Annotated in this window: 18 protein-coding genes; 8 read left to right on the top strand and 10 right to left on the bottom strand. The window is 59.6% G+C overall.

All coding sequences use genetic code 11. From position 1 onward, the window contains the following. The first annotated feature begins 112 nt into the window (after positions 1 to 112). The gene (locus JQ558_RS35010) at positions 113 to 1,381 is read left to right on the top strand and encodes a hypothetical protein (protein ID WP_312015065.1); all 1,269 of its coding nucleotides are present in this window, start codon (positions 113 to 115) and stop codon (positions 1,379 to 1,381) included. A 4-nt stretch (positions 1,382 to 1,385) separates the two neighbouring features. Here the strand turns inward: JQ558_RS35010 and JQ558_RS35005 are convergent, their stop codons facing one another. Both JQ558_RS35005 and JQ558_RS35000 read right to left on the bottom strand, forming a co-directional pair. Beyond that, the gene (locus JQ558_RS35005; RefSeq protein WP_212274569.1) at positions 1,386 to 2,630 is read right to left on the bottom strand and encodes a glycosyltransferase family 4 protein; all 1,245 of its coding nucleotides are present in this window, start codon (positions 2,628 to 2,630) and stop codon (positions 1,386 to 1,388) included. 233 nt (positions 2,631 to 2,863) lie between these two features. Beyond that, positions 2,864 to 3,994 (bottom strand): glycosyl hydrolase 53 family protein, encoded by a 1,131-nt coding sequence (locus JQ558_RS35000; RefSeq protein ID WP_212296545.1) that lies wholly within the window; start codon positions 3,992 to 3,994, stop codon positions 2,864 to 2,866. A 630-nt stretch (positions 3,995 to 4,624) separates the two neighbouring features. On the opposite strand from JQ558_RS35000, the gene JQ558_RS34995 reads away from it, so the two are divergent. Beyond that, entirely contained in the window at positions 4,625 to 8,992 is a 4,368-nt protein-coding gene (locus JQ558_RS34995; protein WP_212296544.1) for an RHS repeat protein, read from the top strand. Positions 8,993 to 9,164: 172 nt separating this feature from the next. Here the strand turns inward: JQ558_RS34995 and JQ558_RS34990 are convergent, their stop codons facing one another. The 7 genes from JQ558_RS34990 to JQ558_RS34960 all read right to left on the bottom strand — a co-directional run bounded on the left by JQ558_RS34990 (position 9,165) and on the right by JQ558_RS34960 (position 16,927). Next, the gene (locus tag JQ558_RS34990; protein ID WP_212296543.1) at positions 9,165 to 9,899 is read right to left on the bottom strand and encodes a methyltransferase domain-containing protein; all 735 of its coding nucleotides are present in this window, start codon (positions 9,897 to 9,899) and stop codon (positions 9,165 to 9,167) included. A 137-nt stretch (positions 9,900 to 10,036) separates the two neighbouring features. Next, a complete protein-coding gene (locus JQ558_RS34985) occupies positions 10,037 to 10,606 on the bottom strand; it encodes a serine O-acetyltransferase (protein WP_249128193.1) in 570 nt (189 codons plus the stop codon). A 12-nt stretch (positions 10,607 to 10,618) separates the two neighbouring features. Further along, complete coding sequence (locus JQ558_RS34980; protein ID WP_212296542.1) at positions 10,619 to 12,073, bottom strand: lipopolysaccharide biosynthesis protein; 1,455 nt, start codon at positions 12,071 to 12,073, stop codon at positions 10,619 to 10,621. A 121-nt stretch (positions 12,074 to 12,194) separates the two neighbouring features. Beyond that, a complete protein-coding gene (locus JQ558_RS34975; protein ID WP_212296541.1) occupies positions 12,195 to 13,235 on the bottom strand; it encodes an acyltransferase in 1,041 nt (346 codons plus the stop codon). Beyond that, the gene (locus JQ558_RS34970) at positions 13,232 to 14,374 is read right to left on the bottom strand and encodes an acyltransferase family protein (RefSeq protein ID WP_409410620.1); all 1,143 of its coding nucleotides are present in this window, start codon (positions 14,372 to 14,374) and stop codon (positions 13,232 to 13,234) included. The genes JQ558_RS34975 and JQ558_RS34970 overlap by 4 nt, the downstream gene beginning before the upstream one ends. Before the next feature lie 10 nt (positions 14,375 to 14,384). Further along, positions 14,385 to 15,740, bottom strand: a complete 1,356-nt coding sequence (locus JQ558_RS34965; RefSeq protein ID WP_212296539.1) for a hypothetical protein — start codon at positions 15,738 to 15,740, stop codon at positions 14,385 to 14,387. Beyond that, the gene (locus JQ558_RS34960; RefSeq protein ID WP_212296538.1) at positions 15,737 to 16,927 is read right to left on the bottom strand and encodes an acyltransferase; all 1,191 of its coding nucleotides are present in this window, start codon (positions 16,925 to 16,927) and stop codon (positions 15,737 to 15,739) included. The genes JQ558_RS34965 and JQ558_RS34960 overlap by 4 nt, the downstream gene beginning before the upstream one ends. A gap of 555 nt (positions 16,928 to 17,482) precedes the next feature. On the opposite strand from JQ558_RS34960, the gene JQ558_RS34955 reads away from it, so the two are divergent. From JQ558_RS34955 to JQ558_RS34930, 6 genes are all read left to right on the top strand, one after another. Further along, positions 17,483 to 18,748 (top strand): O-antigen ligase, encoded by a 1,266-nt coding sequence (locus JQ558_RS34955; protein WP_249142771.1) that lies wholly within the window; start codon positions 17,483 to 17,485, stop codon positions 18,746 to 18,748. Between the two features lie 71 nt (positions 18,749 to 18,819). Next, a complete protein-coding gene (locus JQ558_RS34950) occupies positions 18,820 to 19,425 on the top strand; it encodes a hypothetical protein (RefSeq protein ID WP_249142775.1) in 606 nt (201 codons plus the stop codon). Between the two features lie 173 nt (positions 19,426 to 19,598). Next, positions 19,599 to 20,246 (top strand): transglutaminase-like cysteine peptidase, encoded by a 648-nt coding sequence (locus JQ558_RS34945; RefSeq protein WP_212213701.1) that lies wholly within the window; start codon positions 19,599 to 19,601, stop codon positions 20,244 to 20,246. A 409-nt stretch (positions 20,247 to 20,655) separates the two neighbouring features. After that, complete coding sequence (locus JQ558_RS34940) at positions 20,656 to 21,231, top strand: hypothetical protein (protein WP_212213716.1); 576 nt, start codon at positions 20,656 to 20,658, stop codon at positions 21,229 to 21,231. Positions 21,232 to 21,239: 8 nt separating this feature from the next. Next, positions 21,240 to 23,492, top strand: a complete 2,253-nt coding sequence (locus JQ558_RS34935) for a polysaccharide biosynthesis tyrosine autokinase (RefSeq protein ID WP_212296536.1) — start codon at positions 21,240 to 21,242, stop codon at positions 23,490 to 23,492. Between the two features lie 46 nt (positions 23,493 to 23,538). Next, positions 23,539 to 24,279, top strand: a complete 741-nt coding sequence (locus tag JQ558_RS34930) for a hypothetical protein (protein ID WP_249119131.1) — start codon at positions 23,539 to 23,541, stop codon at positions 24,277 to 24,279. Between the two features lie 14 nt (positions 24,280 to 24,293). Here JQ558_RS34930 and JQ558_RS34925 read toward each other — a convergent pair whose 3' ends face one another. Beyond that, a complete protein-coding gene (locus JQ558_RS34925) occupies positions 24,294 to 24,563 on the bottom strand; it encodes a hypothetical protein (RefSeq protein WP_212213732.1) in 270 nt (89 codons plus the stop codon). Positions 24,564 to 24,604: the final 41 nt, after the last annotated feature.

Below are 24,604 nucleotides of genomic sequence, written 5' to 3'. Positions count from 1 at the left end.
CCAGAGTGCGGCCGCCATCGCGCTCATTTTTGCCGTCAGCCATCTCCTGCCGCCCGCCAGCTATACTTCGTTTTCGCTCGCTTTGGCGTCAAGCCAGCTGCTGTGCGTATTCATGTTCGAATGGCTGCAACTTGCCGGCGTTCGTTTTCTCGCGGCGGCGGAGGGTGAGGACGCCGCGAGATTGCGGTCCTCGTTGTTCGCCGCGGGATTGTTGAGCGCCGCGGTGCTGGTTTCAGTCGGTAGTGCCGCCTCACTGATCGGCACTCTCGCGCCCCGCGTCGTCGCGCTTGGGTTGGCAATCGCGGTTCTGCAGGGACTCACCGACATGTATTTCATGGCGATCCGCGTGTCGGATCGGCTTGGTACCGCGGCGCTCCTCCTGATCCTGCGAGCCGGCCTCCTGCTTGTCGGCGCCGTTGCCGGCGCGAGCATCTATGCAACGGCGGAAGCCACTCTCCTTGGCATCGCATGCGGGCATGCGACATCCCTGGTCGCCGGCCTGTTTGCGCATCGCACGCCGCTGCGACGGGTACCCTGTCGCATCATGTTGGCGGACTGGATGGATTTCTCCCGCTACGGAATGCTGGCCGCCGGCGCCTCGGTGATCCATCTCTCCGTTCCGGTGATGATCCGTTTCATCGTTGTGAGCAGCTTGGGACCAGCAGCCCCCGCAGCGACCGCCGCCTTCTTGATGGCGATCGATTTGCTGCAGCGGCCATTCTCGGTTCTCGTGGCCGCGATACACACGGTGAGTTATCCTGACGTGGTCGTCCAGTTCGAGCGCGGCACGGACGATGAGGCGCGGCGCGCGACGTCCCGGCTGCTCGACTTCATTCTATGCGCGACAACCGTCATGTTGGGCGGCCTGATCGGCTTTCTGCCGGATGCCAGCCGGCTGTTCGTTCCGGCCAATCTCCTGTCGAGTTTCCTGGCGGTGGCGCCGGCAGCCACCGTGTTTTACTTTCTTCATACCCATCTGCAGGCCACGCTTGCGGTGATCCCGCACTTAAGAAAATCCGCCACCAGGCTTGTGGTGGTCGCTGGCTGCCAACTGGCGCTGGTGTCGGTTGTTGCATCGATTGCAGCGGTGCTGCGCTTGTCTACAGCCGCTCAGGTTGCGAGCGCAGCCGTTGCGACCGCAATCGTCATATTGTGCGGCAGCGGCCCGATCATCCGTTTCGGCGTGGTTCCGAGATGGCTGCTGCTGGGCGTATCGATCGTTGCAGCCACCCTGATTGGAGCTTTCGCTGCAGTCCCTTCCGAGCCCCTACTCTGGCTGGCCGGCAAAATTGTCATCTCGGCCATAGCCGTCGCGCTGGTCGCCTGGCAGGGCGAGTTTCTGTCGGCCAGACACGCGGACCAACGTCCGGGCAAAGACTGATCCATCACGTCAGAGCGTAATCTTCCCGACCCTTCTCGGCTCGTTGCGGCTGCGCCGGAACTAATCCGTAGATCTGCAGGGTTTGATCGACCATCGGACCGACACCGAAATACTGCTGGGCTCGTGCGATGCAATTATTTGCCATCGCCTGCCGCCGGGCGGGATCAGCCAGCTTTTCGATCGCCTGGGCCAGCGCATCCACGTCCTCGAACGGAACGACGAAACCGGTTTGTCCGTTGATGATCTGATCCGAGGCGCCGCCGGCCGGCGTCCGGACCGGGACCAGTCCTGTCGCCATCGCCTCGGCAACGCCTAATGGAAACCCTTCAAAGCGGCTGGGAAGCACAAACACGTCGGCGGCCCATAGCGCCTCGCGAACGTCGCCCATGAAACCCAGAAACTTGAACGTCTGATTGTCCTTTTCATCGCCCGCATAGGCGAACGATTTGATCTCCTTCTCGCGGTCGGCGCCGCCGCTCCCGACAAAGAAGCACTTCAAATCGAGCGGAGGGGGATCGCCGCGGTCGCGTAGCTTTCGCGCCGCCTTGATCAGCAGATCGTGTCCCTTGACCCATGCCAGACGGGCCGCGAGCAGGCACATGAAGTCGCCTTCTTCCAGACCGAATCTTTTCCGTGCCTGCAGCCGCTCAGAAGCCGAAGGCGGACAGAAATGTTGGGTGTCAACGCCGCCATAGACTTTTGCAATTCCATCCTTCCGAAGCAAAAGATATCGGCTCAGGTGCTGGCGCGATTCTTCGGACATCAGGATCAGCTTGTGGGGAAAGAAGGCGTTGAAGAACAGTATCTGCTTCAGACTGAACTGTGACTTCGGCGCGTTCTGGGCATTGGCGATATTGCCGAGAACGGACGGGTGATAGGTCGCAACGCAGCGCGCTCCCGTCAGGAGAGACAGCAGCTTGCCCCATAACAGCATGCCGAGGCCGTGGACGTTGATGACCGTAATCTTTCGCTCCCTGATCAACTTCAGCAGCCGAAAGAATATCGCCGGCGACGGCAGCTTGCTCAGTCCGGGAATCTCGTGCCATTCCCTGACGGCCGCGCTCAGCTTTTTGCGCTTGTATTCAGACTTCTCGTCCGAGCGCACTTCGCCGGAAACCAGATAGATCTGCACGCCACGGCCTTGCAGGCCGGTCGCAAGCGTCTCGCAATACGAAGCAATGCCATCGTTGCAATTCACCACTTCAACCAGAAACAGGACATTGGCGCTGCCGGAAGCGACCTCGGTCATCGATTTATCTCTCTACTCGATCTCGTGAAACATAAGGCAGGGTTTAGCTTGGAAATCCGTCCCGATCGATGACGGATCTCCGTCGCCCGCCCGGTTTTTCTCCGATTTTCAGATTTTCTGATTATTCTCTGATTGGATTAATCTGTGATCGGATTATCAGGGTGCAAGATGCGGGCCGGGCGCACCGTCAATTCCCACCCGGGGATCGGCGTCACACGTCGGCCGGCCGCTCCTCATAGCCCTCTCTTTTCCAGTTCGGCGGCCTCTTCAGGGGAGAGAGGAGCCCCCGCAAAGCGGGAAACAAGGTACATCGCGATCTTTGGCGTCTTTAGATCGTACATCAGGCCGAACCGGTTTTCAGGCGGGGCTTTTGAGGGTTCATCGAGCAGTTCATAGATGCTGATGCTCTCGACGACGACATCCTTTTGGTCCCGGAGCGCGGTGAGCGTGTCGTTCAGGCTCTTCAGGCAACGCTCCGTCATATGGTCGCCGGGCTTGTTGCCATAATCCGGTTTGTAGATCTCGCCGCAATTGATCTCATTGAATATGACGGGCCTCCGATAGGTGGCCAGTTTCTTGAACAGGTTGAAGCGCGGATTGGGGCCATTCCAGGCTCTGTTGGGATTCTCTCCCAGCACTTCGTAATAATGGTAGGAAATCACATCAAACCCGACCCCGCGCGCGGCCATGAAGTCCAGGAAGCCGAACATCGTCGATGTCGTATTCAGAACCTTGCGCAAATGAAGTCCGTTTTCCTTGTTGATCTTGTCGATCGCGTCTGACGCGCCGCGCAGGACGGCCGCCCAATCTTCCATGATCGGCTTTTCAAACTCTTCCGCCGTGCCGCCGCTGCCGAACAATCTCTTGCCATCAGGACCGTGCGCGACGAGGTTCAACTCGTTCTCCAGTTCCCAGTCCTTGATATCGTGCTTGAACTGGTTGACGAAATCGTAGGTCCGGTTGAAGCCCTGGCGATACAGCGCCTCACGGTCGCCCTTCGGATAGTTGCCCGCATCCGTGCGATCTCCCCACCGGAAGGCGAAGCCGAACACGGGATGTAGCGTTATCCCGTGGGCCTTGCCCTGTGCGATCGCCCGCCTCAACATCGGGGCTTCGGTCGGTTCGGTGTCCTTGGTAAGATTCACACCTATCCTGAATTGCGTCAGGCCGCGCTCTTTCATGACCTTAAAGGCGGGCCCCAGATTCGCCCTGATGGCGGATGGCCCGTTGGTGCCCCACTCCAGGGCGTTAGCTGGCAACGAACCGATCGCGGCCGCAACCAGGACGAGGAGCGGAAGACCCAATTTCCGCGCGATGATCGCTGCGGCCGTCCGCTCAAACCCAGTCGCCTTCACAACGCTCATCATAATCACCTTCTGTGACGCCTTGGCTTTTCGAAACAAAAGCAAGGACCATGCGAAACCCGCTCCACGCATGCCGTTGCTGCAATTTGCCGCGGTAAGGCGCTTTGCTTTAGCGCGCCGCAAAAGTCGGGTCCAGTCCGGGAACCGAATACAAATGCGGCCGGCCATTGACATTAAACGACCCATTTAATCCGATCGTTTGACCACAACGCGCCAAAACCGTGCCCTTTCAGCGCCGTGAGGAACATCCGCGGCAAATTCCCCGATCCGCCGGATGCGACGTGAAAAACCAACCTCCGATTAACCGTCGCGGACAAACCCGTATTATTTCGATCTCGACCGCTCACGACGTCCATGATTGCCTGCTTGGCAAGCAGCCAAGCATTCCAAGTAGGCAACGCAAGGCAGCCGCCGCCTTCAGTCCGTCATCATGAGAACAGACCAAGCCGCAATATCCAAGCTTGCCGATTCTGGCTCCCATTCCAGACGTCGCGCAAACAAACCGCCGGGAAATCCTTAGCAATGAAAAATCCCCTTGTTGCTTCCACTTTTATCCAAATCAAATACTCAAAAAAGAAAACTGGCAGCTAAATCTCGCACAACTCTTCCCTTCCAACAGCCGGGCAATCGATGACCACATCCGCCGACCAGACCGTCCTCTCCGCAAGTTCCTTCGTGAGTTCCATCGGCGTCAACACGCATGTGGGGTATTCCTGGGGCTCGTATGACAATCTCGCTTTGCTGCAGGACAGCCTCGAATATCTCGGTGTCACAAAACTGCGCGACGGGCTCACCAACATTCCGGAGGCGCAACCTGTCCTGAATGGACTGGCTGCGGACGGCTACAAATTCGATCTGGTTGTTCCGTCCGGCGTGCCCGCCGGCGGCAGCGCCGCGCTGCAGCAGTATCTGGCCACGGTGGAACAGTTCAGCACAGCTCATGCGGGTAGCGTTATTGCGCTGGAGGGCCTGAACGAGGCCAATCTTCAGGCATTCAGCTACAACGGCAGTTCCACGATCGAAGCCGCGGCCCAGTTCCAGGCGGCCTATTTTGCCGCCGTGAACGGCAATGCCGCTCTCGCCAACATCGCCGTCTACAATCTCTCGCTGGGTTACAATGACCTAGCGGACTACGCCAAGCTGGGCGACCTGTCGGGCGCTTCCGACTTTGCGAACTCGCACGCCTATGTCAGCACGAGCTCGACGCCCCACGCGGCGCTCCAGTTATTGCTGGCCAACGCCAAATCCGTATCGTCGGGCAACCCGGCCGTCATCACCGAGACCGGCTATACGACCCAGATCGATACCCCCTACATCGGCGCCAGCGAAAACGTGCAGGCCAAGTCGATCCTCAACACCCTGGTCGACGCCTTCAAGGGCGGAGTCGGCACGACATATCTCTACCAACTGCTCGACGCAGGTGCGAGCGGCGTCAGCAACGATCCGGAGATGAATTTCGGCCTGTTCAACAGCGATGGGACGCCGAAGCTGGCGGCTACTGCGGTCCACAATCTCACGACCATCCTGAGCGACGACGGCACCGGTGGCCATCAACCAACCGCGCAGCTGGGCTACTCGCTCAGCAACATGCCCGATACGGGCAACAGCATGGTCCTCGGCAAGAGCAACGGCGCCTACGAACTCGTGATCTGGGCCGAGCCGAAGGTCTGGAACGACGCCACCGACACGGAAATCTCCAACCCTTCTCAACCTGTCACCGTCAATCTCGGAGGCGTGCACCATTCGGTCAGCGTCTACGATCCGCTGAGCGGCTCAACCCCGATCGCGACCTATACCGACGTCAGCCAGATCACCGTCCCGCTCAGCGATCATCCCTTGATCATCGAGATCGACGCGCCGGCGCCTGCGCCCGAAGAGCCGCTGCCGACCAATGTCAGCGGGACGGCCGCGGAAATCGCGTTGCAATTGTCTGACTTGAACACCAACGAATCGCTCGCGACGATTACCTTGACGGATACTCACGTGCTTCCGGTCGCGTCCGAATCGACGATGAAATATATGATCTCGCATTATGGCAATGCGCTTTCGGCCATCCAGGGCGGCTATTCGTTTTCGGTTACGACCTCCACCAGCGCCTGGAGCGTAACCAAGCTCTTCGATTCTTCCGCAAACCTGCAGTCCACCAGCACGTCCAACTTTACCGGCGGAATGATCACCAGCAAATCGACGATTTTTGCAGACGGATCAACCGACAGCACCCTCTATACCGCGGGCGTGGCCACGCAGCAGGTCACCGTCGATGCGGCGACCGGTTCCAGGGAAACCAAGAAGTTCGATGCCGTCAACGGCAAGCTGACCGCCGAGCTGGTGCAGAACACGGATGGCTCATCCTCGAACACGCTGTATTCGGCCGGCGTCAAGACCAAGATGTACGTCACCAACGCCGACGGCAGCCATGACAACAGCTATTACAATGTCACCGGTCAGAACTATACCACCCAGACCCAGCACTACAGCCCGACCGGACAACTGACCTCGGATAGCCGCTGGCACGCCGACGGCTCGCTCGCCTACACCCAGACAATCGCGGGCGACGGCAGCAGCAAATTGACGACGCTGTATGACGCCACAGGCCACAAGACCACGGTCATCGCCTGGAATTCCGCCGCCACCACGACCGGCAAGTACGACGTGTCCGGCAATCTGGTGCAGGAAGTCGTCCGCACGGTCACCGGCGATGTGACGACATCCAACTACAAGGGGACGGTGCTGTCTTCGGTCTATGTCGCCAGTTCCAACGGCACGAAGGAAGCAAAGATCTACGACAGCGCCGGTCGCCTCACCAGCGATCTGATCCAGAAAACCGATGGCTCATCCTCGAACACGCTGTACTCGGCCAACGTCAAGACCAAGATGTACGTCACCAACGCCGACGGCAGCCAGGACAACTCCTATTACAACATCACCGGCAAGTCCTATACCACCCAGAAACAGCACTACGATTCAAAGGGCGTATTGACCGCTGATACCCGCTGGCACGCCGACGGAACGCTTGACTACACCAAGGTGATCAGCAGCGACGGCAGCAGCAAGGTGACGACGCTGTATGACGCGGCCGGCCACAAGGCCACCGTGACGAGCTGGACTCCGACTGCCACCACGATCGAAAAATACAATTCATCCGGCAATCTGGTCCAGGAGGTCGTCCAGACCACGACCGGCAACGTCACGACCTCCAACTATAACGGCTCGGTGCTGGCGTCGGTCTATATCGCCAATGCCGACGGCTCGAAGGAAGCGAAGCTTTACGACAGCGCGGGTCGCCTCTCCAGCGATCTGGTTCAGAACAAGGACGGCTCGTCCTCGAACACGCTGTTTTCGGCCGGCGTCAAGACCAAGGTGTATGTCAGCAACGCCGACGGCAGCCAGGACAACACCTACTTCAATATCGCCGGCCAGAGCTATACCAGCCGGACCCAGCACTACGATTCAAAGGGCGTCATGACCGCGGAAACGCGGTGGCATGCCGATGGCTCGCTCGATTACCACCAGGTCGTCAGCAGCGACGGCAGCAGCAAGGTGACAGCGCTGTATGATTCGACCGGTCACAAGACCACCGTGATCCGCTGGAATTCGTCCGCCACCAAGACCGAGAAATACGATACGTCGGGCAACCTGATCCAGGACGTCGTGAAGAACGCGAGCGGCGTAACGACCTCAAACTATAACGGGTCGGAGCTGTCCTCGGTCTATATCGTCGGTGCCAACGGCTCGAAGGAGGCGAAGATTTACGACAGCGCTGGCCGGATCGCCAGCGACCTGGTCCAGAACAAGGATGGCTCGTCTTCGAACACGCTGTTTTCGGAGGGCGTCAAGACCAAGATGTACGTCACCAACGCCGACGGCAGCAACGACAATACCTATTACAACATCACCGGCCAGGCCTATACCACCCGGGCCCAGCACTACGATGCCGCCGGCAAGATGACGGCGGACACCCGCTGGCACGCCGACGGCACACTCGAATATCGCCAGGTCATCAGCGGCGACGGCACCAAGGTGACGGACCTCTACGACAGCACCGGTCACAAGCTCACCGAGATCACCCACCACACGGACGGTTCCACGGTGACCGATAGCTACAACGCATCGACCGGTGCGCTGGTTCAGGACGTCGTCAAGACGGCCGGGGGTGACGTCACCACCACGAATTATTCCGGCGGCGTCATCGCCTCGATTTACGTCGCCAACGCGGACGGCTTCAAGGAAAGCAAGCTGTTCGACTCGGCCGGAAACATGACCAGCGACTACGTTCAGAACACGGATGGCTCGTCCTCGAACACGCTGTACTCGTCAGGCGTCAAGATGAAGATGTATGTCAGCAACGCCGACGGCAGCGATGACAACTACTATTACAACATCACCGGCCAGACCTACACGACCCAGATCCAGCATATCGACGCCGCGGGCAAGATCACCTCTGACACGCGCCTGCACGCCGACGGATCGCTGGATTACAAGCAGGTCATCCACTCCGATGGCAGTAAGGTAACCGATCTGTACGACAGCGCCGGGACCAAGACCCAGGAAATTGTCAACAACGCCGACGGCACCAAGGACGTCTACAAATATGCCGTCACCGACAACCCGGGCGCGACCCTGCACGAAAGCTATGCCGCCGGCGGCACGCTGCTGCAGCTCGATCTTCTGAAGAGCAACGGAACCCACACCGTCACGGCTGTCAGCGCTGGTCAGTCGATACAGGGCGGAAACGGAAACGACCTGTTTTCAGCCGCCCCGGGATCGACGATGATCGTCTTCGACCATGGCAATGACCAGATCAACAGCTTCCAGGCCGGCGCCGCGGCCAACCATGATACGATCAAGATCGCAGCATCGCTGGTCGCCGACTACAGCCACCTTCAGTTTACGCAATCCGGAGCCGACACGCTGATCCACCTGTCAGCCACGGATTCGATCACGCTGAAGAACGTTTACGCGACCAACCTCGATCACAGCAACTTCCTGTTCGTCTGACGCGGCCGATGCGCTCTCACGCGAGCGCATCGGCTTTCTCAGGGCGGGAATCGCGGCGGACCGAGCGGACAAGCCCCGACCAACGGGGCAAGTCTTCATCGCTGGAGGCTTTAGGGCTCAAGGCTTCCTGGTTGGTTCCCAAGGCCTCGACAACCGGGATCGCCGGACCGGGTTACGCCCGGCCGGGCGCCACCGAACCGGTGAAGATGATGTCCTCGGCCAGCAGAGGCAAACGCCGCAGCAGCATCGTCTTCATCATGCCGGCCCGCTTGAACGTCGCCATCTGGATCTCCTCCGGAGAAAATCCGGCATCCAGGGCAATTTTTGCGATTGTGTAAGGCGTAAAGAAGAAGCGATGGTCGGAGTTGATCGTTTCGGTGTTGTTCAGGATTCCCTTGATGTTACCGCCCCTGAACGCATTCGGCACGGTAATCACGATTTTCTCGATGGCGTCACCATAGTTCTCTCTAAATCGCCCGAGAAAGGACACCGGGTTCGGGATGTGCTCAACCACCTCACCGAACAGGGCAATATCGAACTTCCGGCCGGAGATCTGGTCAATCTTCTGGCCCGACGTCACATCGCCGGACACCATGTTATCGAGTCCGGAAATCCGGCTCGCCTCCCGCACCGCGTCCGCATCGATATCGACACCGACCGTATACTCGGAGCACTCCGTGATCAGACCATGGAGCCAATCCCGGTGATCGATCTTCTTCTTGATGAGAGGAACGTGGTCGCAGCATCCGACATGAAGAACCCGCTTTCCGCGGCACATGTCGATCAATACGTCACTTCGGTACCTGACACCCGTCTTGCCGCTGTAAGTCACGGCCATGTTCTCGTTGAACTTCGTACCTGCAAGATATGGAAAAATGCCCGTAAAGTCGGTCATGATGGACGACATTCTGATCTCCTCGTCGACTAACCCCCAATGAACGATCGTCGATCAACGCCACAACTGCGATTTTAACAAGGCCGTCACGCCAGGCGGGCTGACGATCTGCGACGAAAGCGAAAGTGATCTCCTGGCCGGAGCGACGGCTAGGAAGACGACGATGCGGAACGCATCGACTTGGCCGGAATCCCCGCGACCACTGCTTTCGGCAAAACATCTCGATTGACCACCGAGTTTGCTGCTATCGTTGCACCTTCACCAATCTTGATGGGTCCTATGATGACAGCACCGGCATAGACGACGACACCGTCTCCAATGCGCGGGCAGCCCGGCTGGTTCCAGGCACGTCGACCGAGTGTCACGTTATGATAAAGCATAACCGCACTCCCGACGTGCGAGCCCTCCCCAACGACAAGCCCGGTCGGGTGTGGAAGCTTGAGTCCCGGGCCGATTTCCGCGAGCAACGAGATATAGCAGCCGCGTCGCGCCAGGGAACGCACGATCAGCCAGGCGATACCGTGCCCCCAACGCGTGTTGAAGCGCAGCCATTTGGCAGCACGCCACCAGGTGATCACCGTAAAGCCGGGATCGGTTATCAAGGCAACCGCAGCAGCAACTACGCCGGAATTTCCGGTGTTCGCCAGCAAATCCGCCCGCCACGCGGCCTGGGGAGGCGCGCGCCTCACCATCTTATCTGTTTCGACATGTGCGTTCATATCAAGGATCTCTCACGTCGCCGAGGGAACGTCTAACGGTTGTGCTTCAATTGATCGGCCGAGCAACGATCGCACGCTGCCGCGAATCTGGTGCCTGAATGCGACGTAACAGGACAGCACGACCACCAGATATAGACTGGTTGCAAGCAGCCAATGCTTCATGCTTGACACATCGGCCGACGTCGCCGCGAGAGCCACGACGGTCCCGGCCAAGGTCGCGATGCTCGCTGGGAGCAGGGATTTGACGATCGACATGAAAGGCAGCCCGGTATTTCGGCTGCCAACCACCAGCATGAACGTGCACACGATGATCGCCGTGACAAGATACACAATAGCAACGGCCTTGAGACCGAATGGCAGCGCCACCGCGAAAGACAGGATCATGGCGATGCTGTTGGCGCTGCTGATCCAGAACTGCAGACGGGCTTTCCCGCGCGCGAGCAGAATCGGGCCGGCATAGGCAGCAATGGATTGCGCGGCCCCCGCCGGGGCAAGCGCACTAACCAGCGGCAATACGTCCTGCCAATGCGGCGAAAGGAATGTCGTCACCGGGTAGTAGAGCCCAAACGTCAAATAGATCATCGCGGGGAAGGTAATCATCGCCGTCACACTCAGCATCGCGCAGATCGCCGCGTTCTGCTCTGCGTGCCGCCCGTTACCGGACATGCGGCTCAGCGTCGCCATCAAGACACCGCCGCCTGGCCACGAAAGGATCATCAACGGAAAGATCATGAACTGAAAGGCCAGGCCAAAGAGCCCTACCGCGGCCGCGCCCAGCTTCGCACCGATCAGCAGATTGCCGATGTTGCGCGCGGCGAAATTGAGAATGTTCGAGGCCAGTATCCAGCTCCCGAAGGAGAGCATCGAACCAACACCACGCCATCGGAAGTTGAGCCTGATCTGATGCCGCGTAATCGCGTAGAAAGCGATCGCGCGAATGATCTGCATCAGGACGTAATATGAAATCAGCGCCCAGATCCCCCAGCCCAGAACGGCTCCGAGGACGCCCACGGACGCGGCGGTGATTGACGCGCCGGCCTCCACCATCGCCACGGTCTGGTAACGCAACGCGCGCTCGAGCACCGCACGCGGTCCGAGCGCCGCTATGGAAAGGACGACGGAGACGGACAGTGCGGTCAGCACGCCCGACAGGCCATCCATCTTCACCGCCCCGGCCAGCGGCCCCGCTACAACCGCCAGCACCACAGCACAGCCGATGCCGATCGCCAGCATCATGGTCACGGCCGCTCCGGTCTCCTCACGCGAGAGCGAGCCTCGCTGTATCATCGCGCTCGACAAGCCAAGATCGGTGAGAAGGGCTATGAAGGCGACAAACGGCAGCGAGAAGGCGACCAGACCGAACTCGGCCGGGGTGACGAAATAGGTCATCAGCAGCGTCATCAGAAACTGGACGACCGATTTCACGATGTTCACGCCGGACATCGAGAGCAGATTTTTCAGGATCATGACGTCATCCGTACGTTGTTCGTGCAGCCGACACAGAAAACGCGCCGGCACAGGCAAAGGTCCGCTCCACGTCTGGCGAACGAGGCCGTGATCGTCGGGGATGAAGGTTCGAAATCCGACATCATGCCTCGACCCGCTTGGGTACACGACCGATCGTTCTGAAAAACGTCAGCAATGGCCTCTCGACCAGCAAGTAGAATACTACGCCTACCGCCACACCCCCCGTTGCAACCATCACGAACAGCAGTTCGTTCGGAATACCCAGCGCTTTCAGCTTGGTCGCGACTTTGGCGAAACCCGAAAGCGCCGGAAAATGAACGAGGTAGATCGAATAGGACGCCTCGCCGAGGAATATGAGAACACGTGGTAATCGCAGCGCCGTCTTCGTCTCGAGTACGACCCCGCCCAAAATCATCAGCATCGCGCCGACGCCGTAGCACCAGGTGGAGATCGCGTTCTTCAAGAGGGCGCCGTAGGCAACGGCTATCCATGTGCCGCCGAAAAGGACGACCCCAAGCGTCAAGCAGAGCTTCGGGGACACAATGTCCCGGCGATTGAACAGCCAGTACGCCAGAATCCCCAGGCCAAAGAGCACATGAGCGGGATGGAAAACAAATGCGAGCGGATAGGCCGGGAACAATACGGGTTGCACGAAAGACATCGCCAGCCAAACCGCCCCCGCGATCCAGCCGATCCTGGGGTTCCAGATCGCTACCGCAAAGATGGCGTAGAAGATCATCTCGTGGCGCAGCGTCCAGACCACGTCGATAATCGGCTCGTGCTCTATCGGCAACAGCAGGAAGGACGAGAATAGGTCATAAAAGCTCAGATCTGCCTTCATCAGAAGCACGAGCGGAACGACACAGATCAGGGCGACCCAAAGCGCCGGATATATTCTTTGGACGCGACGCCAGACGAAACGAAGGGCGTTGTCGCGATCGCCAAAGTCATTGGCGTGCGCCAAGAAAATGACAAAGCCGCTCAAGACAAAGAAATACATGACGCCGGAATCTCCGGCGTTGAAGATCGGAAATACGTTCTCATCGAGGTACTTGGGCTGGGCCAACGTCCTGGTCGTGTGATGACCCACCACGGCGAGCGCCGCGAAGGCGCGTCCCAGCTGCAAGGTGTCCAGACTGCGTCTCGAGGCCAGCTCCGTCATGCCAGATGCCCCGCTCCATCAGGCGTCCGAAACAGCCGACGTCGAAACGCCGTGTCCAGAAAGCGCCGAAGACGCACCTCGAAAAGTTCGTAACTTATCCCTCCGGCGATAAGTGACAGGATGAAGCCCAGAACCGCAAAGGCAGCAGAGAGCAGCCACAGATCCACGCCGCGTCCGGCAAGGTTCGCTCCGATCATTTGCAGTGGGAAAAGGGCGAAGGGATGCACCAGATAAAGGCTGTAGCTGATCTTGCCGAGATATTGCAGCGATGGCGCGCTCAACGCCGCCGCAACACCGGAGTTTTGCGCCAACACCATTCCGAACAGCAGAAGGCCAGGTATGAGGCCGACAAACGGGTGCAGATACTCGATCGATAGATACATCGCGATGCCGCATACCGCACCAGCCAGCAACCCGGTCCACCCCCGCAGCCGGATCGGCATATCCACGGCGCTGAACAGCAGCCCAACCAGGAAATACGCGGCAATCGGCCGAAACCATATGCCTGCCAGAGCCAGAGCAATCAGCGGCAGCGCCAGCATCCAGTTTCTCCGCCGAGCCACCGCTACGAAAATCGCGGCGAACAGAATGTAGAACGCCCACTCATAGCTCAGCGTCCAGGCGTTCTGCTGGCCGATCGGAAGCCCCAGGGCATCGGGCAAGAACGCAAGGTTGACGAAGAACAACTGGACGTAAGTTCCGACATCAATCCCCTTGAAGAACTTGTAGCCGACGATCGGGCCGATGGTGAACAGCGTCAGATGCAGGATGACGAAGACGGGAAGGATGCGAAGACAACGATCATAGAAGAATTTGGCAACGCTGCGGTGGCGCACCAGGCTGGCCGGAATCAGGAAGCCGCTGATCATGAAGAACAGTTCGACGCCATGTCCGCCCATATTGATGGTCGATCCCAGCCACGGCCAGATCGGCGCCATGAAACCCGCCAGCAGCGGCATGTCGTAGAGATGCACGATCAGGACACTCAGCGCAGCGATGCCGCGCAGTCCCTGGACGGCCGGAAGGAAATCCTGTTTTGGAGCGTTCACCTCTGCTTCCTCCCGCACTGAGAAGGAGGCAGGGCAGAGCCAAGCGCCGGCGCGTGCGAAAAAGGCACTATCAGCGCCGGTGAGTGCCACGAGTTTTTCATCATGCCGGCCGCGATGCCAGACCATCGATGCCAGGCGCTATCGGTGCAGAACTCGCGAGATCCTGATCGATCGCGCGTCGCTTGGCGAACATCTGGCTAAACGCGGCGCCAATCATGATCAATCCGCTGGCGGGTCCATAGGCCAGCACCGTGATGGTAAAGAGGTTCATTGCGATCGTGCCGGACAGTTTGTAGATATCCCTGGTCTTCGAGACCGCGGCGATCGCGAAAACCATGAACAGGACGAAGATCGGGCCGAACATCAGATACGTGCCGATATAGAAATTATCGACCGGCACATAGTAGCTGAGCTTGTTCGAAAACAGCTGCTGCGGATAGTTGAAACAGCCGAGGCCGCAACCGGTCACGAATCCCACGGGCATGAGCTCTTGCATATACACAAACGGCAGCTGCCAGCTGTTATTGACGCGATCCTGAAGGCTGAAGAATCCCCGGGAGATGCTGGTGAGGCCGTCGCCCGCGAAGAAGACCATCAACACGACGGGAACCAGGATCGATGCAAAGGAGAGCAGCGCCATCCGGCGCAGCATGGGAAATCTCTCGCGTTCCGGAAGCATTCGAATGATAACCAGGCACACCAGGTACATTATCATCACGCCCAGCGTGGTCTTGCTGGTCGTGAGCTTGATGGCGTAGAGGCCCACCGGTGCCCAGATGCAGACCCACAGCATACTCTTGCGAGCCGACGTAAACACGAAAGTAATGAACACGAAAAACGCCGCCATGGTGCTGTCGGCGGCGAACCCCGCCAGTCGCGTCTCCGACGCGGCCCACCAAAGTCTGGTCGCCTGGCGCGTTGCTCCCAACGTTTCGTAAGCAAAACCAACCCACGGAAACTGCACGCGCGATGAAATGAAGATGCCGATAATGGTAATGAAGAAGATCGGGTGGATCAGGGCAAGAAGCTGCTTGTACTGGCTGAAATCGCGCCTGCAAAAGCAGAACCCCACGAACACGGGCGCGATCATCTTGAACGACGACGCCATGCCGGCGAAGTAGCCCAGAAAGACAAATCCGACGTACAACGCGAAGGCGATGTACAGCAGCGTGAGGACAGCGATCAGGCTTTTGCCCTTGATGATGTAGCGCTGGATAAAGGCCAGAATGCACATCAGCGCAAAGATGTCCGGCAGAAACCACAGCACGTCCAGCTTGGTGAGACTGAGATAGTAGCGCAGGGCGCCGGCGAACGCGTCGCGATAGAAATATAGAAGCAGTGCAATCGCCTCGACGTTCCAGATGCCGATCTCCGGCAACTGGTTGTTTAGAGGCAACGGCTCCGGAGCTTTGAAATCCGGTGCTGTGAGGGATGACGACGACGAGCGGTTCGTCATTGCCCCCCTCCTTCGGCCGTCGCGACAACGCGAGGCCGGCGGGCCAGGAGTCCGACGATGGCCTTTGAACCGGGGATCTCGATATTCGCATAGGTCAGGTTCGACAGCGCAAGAACGGCCACAACGTACCCCGACAGCAGCAGCGTTGCAGCTAATCCCGAACCGAACTGATCAATCATCGGGAAGGTCCGCATGCCAACGCCGCGCGAAAAATACTCGATCAGTACGAGCACGAGCGCGTGCACCATGTAGATCGAATAGGATCGCTTGCCGAGCCACACCAGCGGCTTGACCGACAGCAGGCTCGGCAGCCTGCGTCCGGGGAACGCCATCAGCGACCCGAGCAGGACGGCGAATATGACCGGCGCGAGAAAGCTCAGCATCGGCTGCATTCCGACCACGCAGACAATGGCGATGGCCGCGATCGCGGCCCCGATCTGCCACACCGACTGCACGGCCGGGCGCACGGCGGAAGGCACCGACGCCACCGCTCTGAGCGTCAGCACCCCGAGGAAGAAACTCAGTATGCAGCGCGCGATGCCATAGGTGTGAAAGTCCAAGGCATATTGTCGAAGAACCAGCAGGATGAAGGCCCAGCTGGCCACCGACAGAAACAGCGACAACACATAGATAATGCGAACGTCCCGGAATTTTTGCGCCAGGACCACGACGCCGCCGAACACGAGATAGGTATAGAACTCGGCACTGATGCTCCAGCTAGGCCCGTTCCAGCTCAAATAATCAACGAATCCGATCGCGTGCAGCAGGAGCACATTCAGGAAGAACGAATAGCCGTTGTTGACCGCCATCTCGGGCGGCGCGAAATGAATCAGACCGGTGCCCACAAGGCCGAGCTTCATCATTCGAAACGACAGGAATGCGAGCAACGTGACGATGTGGAGCGGATAGATGCGGGCGAGCCGGCGCACGATGTACTCGCGAAACTCGAATGTACCGAAGCCGCCTTGCACGTAACTCATCGAAATCACGATGCCGCTCAGAACAAAGAACAGATCAACGAACAGCCAGGCGTTATGGAAAAACGCAAAGTCGATCCAGGCCCTGTTCGGCAGGATTGCGGCAAGCGGTTGAGAAATAACAAAATGATGGACTACGACGGAAAGCGCGGCGATGCCGCGAACGCTGTCGAGCGGGACATAGTGTTCTTTGGAGCGATGGCCCGTCACGATCGAATTATGTCCGAATTGTTGCGATGCAGCATAGTGCCTGTCTTCCGTTTTCCGTTCAACCCGAACATTAAAAACCGGCAAAGAAAACCCGGCGCCGCATGGCTGATCCGCAAATAAATACTCTCGCCAGAAAGCGGCCGCATTTTTAATCGTCCTGCCCGTTTAATCGTCTCGCGTGACCGACCCAAAATAAATACGCCCCAAAAAGCACCGCATTTTCAATCGGCCTGTGTCGGCATAGATGCCGCCGCGAAGGCAGCGCTATTTAGACCGTCGTGAAGCCTTGCATCGCTGGCTCTTTGGAAGGCAGATCGATAAATTCGGGAACCTGGGACCAACCCGGTAGGCCGCCGCCGTTTACCGCGCCCAAGTTCCAGTCAGTTCAGGAATGGGGTTTGGCACCTGCCGTCGCATAAGGGATCAATCAGGAAAATTCTGGGCGGTGCGTCCAATCTTGTCGCGATAGCTGTTTTCGTCCTGGCGCCATTTCCGCTTGGATCGGCGGATTTCGTCTGGATCTGGATCTGGATCGTCCTGCTCGCGCTCAGTCTGTTGACGGCGGATCTGCAAGCCATCGGCCGCGCGGATTTTCGCCTGTTGCTGCCGCTGTTCATGACGATGGTGCTGATCGGCGCCATCGTCACGCTGCAAACATGGCCGGGTCCGCTGGTGGGACGGACGAATCCCGTCTGGAAGCTTCCGCTCGATCTCCTCGGCGCCGATGTCCCTGCTCGCATTTCGATGACCGCGGTCGGTCCGTGGCTCGCATTCGGCTCCCCGCTGCTCGCGTCGCTTGCGTTCGTGCGTGCCTTTCTTCTTGCAGCCGATGCGCCCGCGGCTCAACGGCTTCTCCGGATATTGGCGTGGGCTGGTTTTCTCTACGCGTGTTACGGCATCCTGGCGCAGCTTGCCGACCCGAATACGTTGTTATTCAGGCGAAAGGAGGCCTATCTCGGCTTCGCCACCGGCACGTTCGTCAATCGCAACACCGCCGCGACATTCTGGGGCAGCTGCGCCTTGCTCTTCCTGGCGCCCCTGTTGCGTTCGCTACATCGCGGAGACCGGCGCGCTGCCCCGCCGTCAGATCGGCCGCTCGCGTTGCTCGGGCACTATCTCGCCACACCAGCGGCTCTCGCTGTCGGATTTACCGTCTGCACGCTGGCGACGGCGATGACGGGATCGCGCGCAGGGCTGTTGCTGTCGATCTGCGCGTTTCTGCTGGCCGGCACGCTTTATCTGTGGCCGCTTGAGCTCGGTACTTTTCGAAGATGGGCGCTGCTGGCGGGAGCCGCAGTCGTTGCCGTCCTGGTTCTTCAGCTGATCGGCGGCGCGGTGGCAGGGCGGATTCTCACCTATGGCCTGATCGACGATCAGCGGCTGGCGGCCTACCGCGCCGCGATCGCAATCGTCAGCGACCATCCGCTGTTCGGCGTCGGATTGGGCAATTTCGAGGCGGCTTTTGCCGCCTACCGGCCCGCCGAATTGGGCAGCCTCGGGATTTGGGATCGCGCCCACAGCACGCCGCTGCAACTCGCGGTCGAAATTGGCTTGCCGGTGACCATCCCGATCGTGGCGACCGTGCTTTGGTACGTTTACCAATTGTTCCGGGGCAGCTTGCTGCGGCGGCGCGATCGCTACATCCCCGTCATCGGAGCCAGCGTCGCCGTGCTGGGGCTGCTTCACAGCAGCATCGATTTTTCGCTGCAGATAGCCGGTTACGGCGTTTTCTTCGCCGCGATCACCGGGGCCGCGCTGGCGCAGTGCCTGCCGTCATCATTGCGAAAAAACGGTGGCGGAGCTGTGGCGAGTGAATTATGATTTAATTTAAATCGGCTGTTTTTAATTGCGATTGGGCAATGACAATGCGTTTGGTGGGTTTTTGTCTCGTGATGCTCGTGGCCGGCGGATCGGCCCCGGTTGCCGCGGCACCGGCCAGCGGCGGATGCGTCCCGAACTCCTCGCTGGTGTCGGCAGAGCGCGCGACGTCCTTTCTGGAGAACCCTGAAGCGCTCCTGGGCCAGTTCAAGGACGGTCAGGGCGGCCTCGCGTCGCAAATCCGCGACATGCTGATGACCCGGCCCGAGACGCTTGAAGGCATCGCATCGCTTTCCAAGGCCAGCTCCGCCGATCAGAGCCGTGCGATCGGCGCCGGTCTCGGCACCGCCGCCGCCGTGTGCGTGCTGACGCAACCGGCCTTTGCCCAGCAAATCCAGGAAGTGGTCCTGAAAGCTGAGAATCCACCGCTGATTCAAGCCTTCGTGAGCATCACGGGGGATATTCCGACCGAGGCGATCACCGGAGCAGATCCGAACGGCGACACCACCGCCGGCGGTGGACAGGGCACCACATCGACGCCGTCGCCAGGCGCCGTTTCGAGCAACAGCAGCACGACTTTCGGCGGCGGCGCTGGCGCGAGCACCAGTACAACGACGCTTTTCACGACAGCCGCGGCCGGAACGCCGTCCGTCCTGACGCCGGTCAGTCCGACCAATTGAGCCCCGTGGAACGCCCTGGTGGAACGCCTGGATTGATCGCGAATTAACCAATATCGATCAGGCAGATAACGTCATCTGCGGTTGGATTCAATTTTAACTATCGGCGGAACCTAAACCCAACAACTCCGTGAGACACCGTACCTGCGTCAAGAAAAAGAATGACGGGGGACGACATGAAACTGCTATTTGCACCGATGCTGGCGATCGCAATCGCATTTGCCGGTGGTGCCGCGAGGGCCGAAACCGACGCCTCGACCGACGTGTCGCGGACCAACCGGACGGCCTTCATCGAGGAATTCGACAACACGCTCGCGCCGCTCCAGTTCGTGAAGTTCTGCATGAACTACCGCGCTGAATGCGATGCGGAAGCCGGCGTGCAGGCGTTGCCGGCCGCCGACCGCGCGATGGAAATCCTGCGCGACGTCAACACCTCGGTTAACGATGCGATCTCGCCGCTGCGCAAGTCCACGGATCCGATAGCCGCGCGCTGGACGATCTCGCCGGCCGCCGGCGACTGCAATGACTACGCCGTCACCAAACGGCATCAATTGATTGCGATGGGTTGGCCGCAGAGCGCCCTGCGCCTTGCGGTCGTCATGACCAGTGGCGGTCAGGGGCATCTTGTACTGGTCGCGCGGCTTCCCGACGGCGACGTTGTTCTCGACAACCTGTCGCGCGACGTCCGTCCCTGGAATGCCATGGGCTATACGTGGATTTCGATGCAGTCGAGCGCCAATCCGCGGTTTTGGGTTGCCGTCGGCAGCCACGGCCAGCGCCTCCAGGCGAACCGGCTTGCATCTGTCAGGCCGCAGCTTCAGTGAATATTTATTGATAACTCACGGCATGGTTGCCCTCCCGTGAGCCTGCACCCGCCATCGATGGCTCCAAGCCACAGGCGGGTTGCAGTTCGTTTCACCGTCGGGTGAGACGCACGCTTTATTGATTATATTCTTATTAATAGCTCAAAAATATTGCCACCCTCAGGCATCGGCGGCCGCCAAGGCCCGCTTTGGATGAGGGCCGCCGTGGGTCGCTGGACGGACGGCGCATTTCACTGGTCCGGAATTTGCTAGTTCCCCAAAGTCATGGGGATTACTCTTTTGCACTGCACAAAAAGATGACACAGTTCTTTGCCATCATTGCCTTGAACAGGTGATTAAATGCCTGCATGTGATTAAACGCCTGAACCGGCGATTAAACCGTATTTCCCCATCAGTCAGCGGTACACGAATGAACGGTATGTCCTTGATTCGACGACAGACTCTTGTGGCTGGGTTTAGGCAGCTGGCAGGCATAGCGCTGCTCCTGGTGATCGCGGCACCATGCCATGCGCAATGCGTCGCGCTGGCTGAGCGCGTCCCCCCGCTGGCCCTGCAGGCGTTCAGCGCCTCGCCCGGAACGCTGTTGCAACAGTTGCGTAACGACAAGGAAAAACTGGCGGGACGCCTCAGCGGATACCTGATCACCGATCCGTCACTGCTGCCTGCCGTGGAAAAGCTGGTGAACCAATCATCGGACAAGGATCGCGTGGCAATCGGCTCAGGTCTTTACAGAGCGGAGTCACGCTGTCTCACGACCAAGCCTGAAGCGTCTCGGAAGATCAATGATTTCGTTCGCAAACTAGGAGACCGCGCGGTCTTGATCGGCTACTCGGCCGAGTCCGAACAGTCGGGCGCGGCGGCACCGACTGAGGCTGCGAAGCCAGGCAATACTGGTTCCGGTCTGCTGACAGGTGAATGGAACACCGAGATATCAGATCCGTTTGCCAAGATACCGGTCCCGCTCAGCCAATCCCGCTACAATTGAGCTTGCAGATGTATCAACCCAGAGACCAGTTCCAGGCGCTCAAGAAGTACGGCATCGAGATTGGCAGCACGACGCTGAGCGTCGAGCGTGCCGTCGATATCGTGCGCCGGCAATGGCCGCTCATCGCCTCGGTTGTCGCCGGTACGTTGGCGCTTGTCGTCATCTATCTGCTGGTGTCGACGCCGATGTATACGGCGAATGCCCGTATCCTGATGGATACGCGCCAGACCCAGGTGCTCGACAAGGATACCGCTATCAACAGCAACCTGATCGACACCGGATTTGTCGACAGCCAGGTCGAGATCATCGGCTCGGAGGACCTGATCCAGTCGATCGTTCGACGCCTGCGATTGACGGAGGACCCCGAATTCAACGGATCCGATCCCGGAATAGTGGCGATCATTATCGGCAAGACGCTTTCCCTGTTCGGGTCTGACGGGCCGCCCTCCAAGGAGCGGATCGAGCGCGCAGCCGTCGAGGCGGTGCAAAAGAATCTCAAGGTCGAACGCGTGCTCACGACCTATGTTCTGTCCCTCAACTACCGTTCCAAGAATGCGGACAAGGCCGCGCGAATCGCAAATGCGATCGCCGACGCCTACATCGTTGGCGCGCTCGAGGCGAAATACCAGTCGACCAAGCGGGCCGGCGAGTGGCTGCAACAGCGCAGCGCCGAACTGCGCGAACAGGCGACCGCGAGCGACCGCGCCGTCCAGACCTTCAAGACAGAAAACAACATCGTGGGCACCAGCCGCGGCTTGATGACCGAGCAGCAGCTGTCGGACGTCAATACCCAGCTCATTCAGGCCCGCGCCGCCACGGCCGAAGCCAAGGCTCGTCTCGACCGGATCGAGGCGATTTCGGACAAGGATCTGGCTCAGCCGACCGTCACCGACGCGCTCAACAATTCGGTCATCACCAGACTTCGCGCCCAATATCTCGATCTGGCGGGCCAGTATGCCGATTGGTCGGCGCGCTACGGCAAGACCCATCAGGCGTCGATCAATCTCAACAACCGCATGGAAGAGCTGCGCAAGGCGATCGCCGACGAGGTCCGCCGTATCGCCGACGCCTACCGAAGCGATTACGCCATCGCCAAGAGCCGCGAAGCCTCACTTGAAGAAAACATGAAAGGTCTGGTCGCCCAGGCCGGCAACACCGGTCAGGCGCAGGTAAGGCTGCGTGATCTCGAAAGTGCCGCCGATACCTATCGCAACCTGTACAACAACTTCCTCGAGAAGCTTCAACACGCGACGCAAAACCAGAGTTTCCCGATCAGCGAAGCGCGCATCATCGGCACGGCGGTCAAGCCCGACAAGAAGAGCTCGCCCAAAACCCTGCTGGCGCTGGTCGGCGGCCTGGTCGGCGGGCTCTGCTTCGGATTCGGCGCGGCCTTCTCGAAAGAACTGATGAGTGACGTTCTGCGGTCTCCCAGCGAGGTCGAGGACGAGCTCGGCGTGAAATGCCTCGGCGTGCTCCCCGATTTACGTCCGCAGAAGCCGGTTGGGAAAAAGGCGCGCCTGCTGCTGCCGGTCGATAGTTCTGCAGCGAAGGGCAAGGACGATTCCCTCTCCCATTATGTCGTTGACCACCCGTTTTCGCGCTACGCCGAAACCTTGCGGAACATCAAGGTTTCCATCGACGTCGCCCGGTTGACCCGCGACGTCCGCGTGATCGGCATCGTCTCTTCGTTGCCGAAGGAGGGAAAGACCACGGTTGCCGCCAATTTTGGCCACCTGATCGCCTTGACCGGTCACCGTACCCTGCTGATCGATGGCGACCTGCACACCCGCTCGCTGACGCGCGAACTGGCACCGAACGCCAAGACCGGCTTGCTGGAAGCGCTGAGAGATCCCCAGTCGCTGGGTCAGCACATCAAGCGCAGCAAGGAAACCGGATTGGATTTCCTTCCGTCCTTCGTCGTCGCGCGCATGGTCAATTCGGCTGACGTGATGGCCTCCAAGGCGATGACGGATATGCTGGCGACGGTGCGCAACAATTACGACTACATCATCATCGATCTCGCGCCGGTGATGCCTGTGACCGACGCAAAGGCGATCAGCCACCTCCTTGATGCGATGGTCTATGTCATCGAGTGGGGCCGGACGACGCGCAGTGCGTTGCAGGAATCGCTGGCCAGCTCGGAGGCCATCCAGAAGAAGCTTCTCGGGGCGGTTCTAAACCGGGCAAACCCCAAGATGCTCAAGCGTATCGAGGCCTATAAGGGCTCCCACTACAATAGCTACTATGTCGAAGGCGCCTGAGGCGGCACTGCCGGCTCGGCCATCCTGCCGCCTCCACCGCCGGCTCATGCTGGGCGCCAATATCATTCTCGCCGCCGGCGCACTGGTTTGGGCGGCGCGGGTAATTTCCGACATTGGCGATCCCGCGGTTCCGCTCGTTGCCAGCCGCCTCGCACGCGGCGAGAAGTACGACCCCGCCCTCCTGCGGGGAATGATTGCCGCGAACCTCCCGGCCGCCGAGCGGCAATGCAATTCGAAGACGCTGCGCGAGTTGCTGCTCCTGCAGATCGGACTAGCCGATGAAACGGTGCGTAGCGCCAATCCGCAACAGGCCGACACCGACACCGCCGGCGTCAACTCCCAGAGCAAGGCGCTGATTGCATGCGCCCCCACCGAATCGCTTGGCTGGCTAGGGATGTACTGGTCCAGCATCCGCCAGGAGGGTTTCGGGCCGCGCGCGGTGGCGCTTCTCAACCAGTCCTATCGCCAGGCGCCCCACGAGGCCTGGCTCCAGCTCATTCGCGCCCCATTGGCGCTGCGGAGCTTCAACGCCCTGCCACCCGCCCTGCAGGACGCGGTCGCACAGGATTTCGAGGACATTTTTCAAGCCCGGCTATATCCAAGCGCAGCCATACTCTATCAAGGGGCAACCGCCAGTGCCCAAACGAAACTGCTCGACCGAACCTGTGCCGCTGCGGAAACCGAGCGGCTGGTATTTCTTCATTTCGTGTCCGAGAGCGGATTGCAGATCCGCCACCGTTGCTATCCAGCGGGTCCCGCGCCAGCCACCGATGCACGGCGACCGTGAAACGACGTTGCGGGCTACGGCTTTGCGGCACCCCATGCCAGCGGTGCGAAATCGTTCAGGCTTCGCTCATTGGACGACTGGCCCTTGAACATCAGCAGGCCGCGGCTCGTGGCGACGATGTCGCCGGCGCGCAAACTGTCATCCTCCAGAATTCTTTGGAATGCTTCGCGGGCGACGTCCACATCGGATGGCGTGGGCTGGGCAAAACTCCGCCCTTCACGCCTTCTTTCTTCAATGCGCTGGCGGGCGGCCTCAATATCGGCAAGCCACTGCTCGCGAGACATTCTGGGCTCGCTGGGCTGTTCCGACTCCGGCCCGGCCTGCG

This window comes from Bradyrhizobium sp. AUGA SZCCT0160 (assembly GCF_018130105.1).
In the GTDB taxonomy this organism is placed as follows: domain Bacteria; phylum Pseudomonadota; class Alphaproteobacteria; order Rhizobiales; family Xanthobacteraceae; genus Bradyrhizobium.
Note: the sequence above shows the minus strand (reverse complement) of the source record. Positions and strands in the feature narration are given on the sequence as shown.

Bases quoted from the DNA above. Each gene is read 5' to 3' on its own strand.
- JQ558_RS34945 (WP_212213701.1), top strand. From the start codon at position 19,599: ATGAAACTGCTATTTGCACCGATGCTGGCGATCGCAATCGCATTTGCC.
- JQ558_RS35005 (WP_212274569.1), bottom strand. From the start codon at position 2,630: ATGACCGAGGTCGCTTCCGGCAGCGCCAATGTCCTGTTTCTGGTTGAA.
- JQ558_RS34990 (WP_212296543.1), bottom strand. From the start codon at position 9,899: ATGTCGTCCATCATGACCGACTTTACGGGCATTTTTCCATATCTTGCA.
- JQ558_RS34935 (WP_212296536.1), top strand. From the start codon at position 21,240: ATGTATCAACCCAGAGACCAGTTCCAGGCGCTCAAGAAGTACGGCATC.
- JQ558_RS34985 (WP_249128193.1), bottom strand. From the start codon at position 10,606: ATGAACGCACATGTCGAAACAGATAAGATGGTGAGGCGCGCGCCTCCC.
- JQ558_RS34995 (WP_212296544.1), top strand. From the start codon at position 4,625: ATGACCACATCCGCCGACCAGACCGTCCTCTCCGCAAGTTCCTTCGTG.
- JQ558_RS34975 (WP_212296541.1), bottom strand. From the start codon at position 13,235: ATGACGGAGCTGGCCTCGAGACGCAGTCTGGACACCTTGCAGCTGGGA.
- JQ558_RS35000 (WP_212296545.1), bottom strand. From the start codon at position 3,994: ATGAGCGTTGTGAAGGCGACTGGGTTTGAGCGGACGGCCGCAGCGATC.
- JQ558_RS34925 (WP_212213732.1), bottom strand. From the start codon at position 24,563: ATGTCTCGCGAGCAGTGGCTTGCCGATATTGAGGCCGCCCGCCAGCGC.
- JQ558_RS34940 (WP_212213716.1), top strand. From the start codon at position 20,656: ATGAACGGTATGTCCTTGATTCGACGACAGACTCTTGTGGCTGGGTTT.
- JQ558_RS35010 (WP_312015065.1), top strand. From the start codon at position 113: ATGTTCGAATGGCTGCAACTTGCCGGCGTTCGTTTTCTCGCGGCGGCG.
- JQ558_RS34965 (WP_212296539.1), bottom strand. From the start codon at position 15,740: ATGACGAACCGCTCGTCGTCGTCATCCCTCACAGCACCGGATTTCAAA.
- JQ558_RS34980 (WP_212296542.1), bottom strand. From the start codon at position 12,073: ATGATCCTGAAAAATCTGCTCTCGATGTCCGGCGTGAACATCGTGAAA.
- JQ558_RS34930 (WP_249119131.1), top strand. From the start codon at position 23,539: ATGCTGGGCGCCAATATCATTCTCGCCGCCGGCGCACTGGTTTGGGCG.
- JQ558_RS34950 (WP_249142775.1), top strand. From the start codon at position 18,820: ATGCTCGTGGCCGGCGGATCGGCCCCGGTTGCCGCGGCACCGGCCAGC.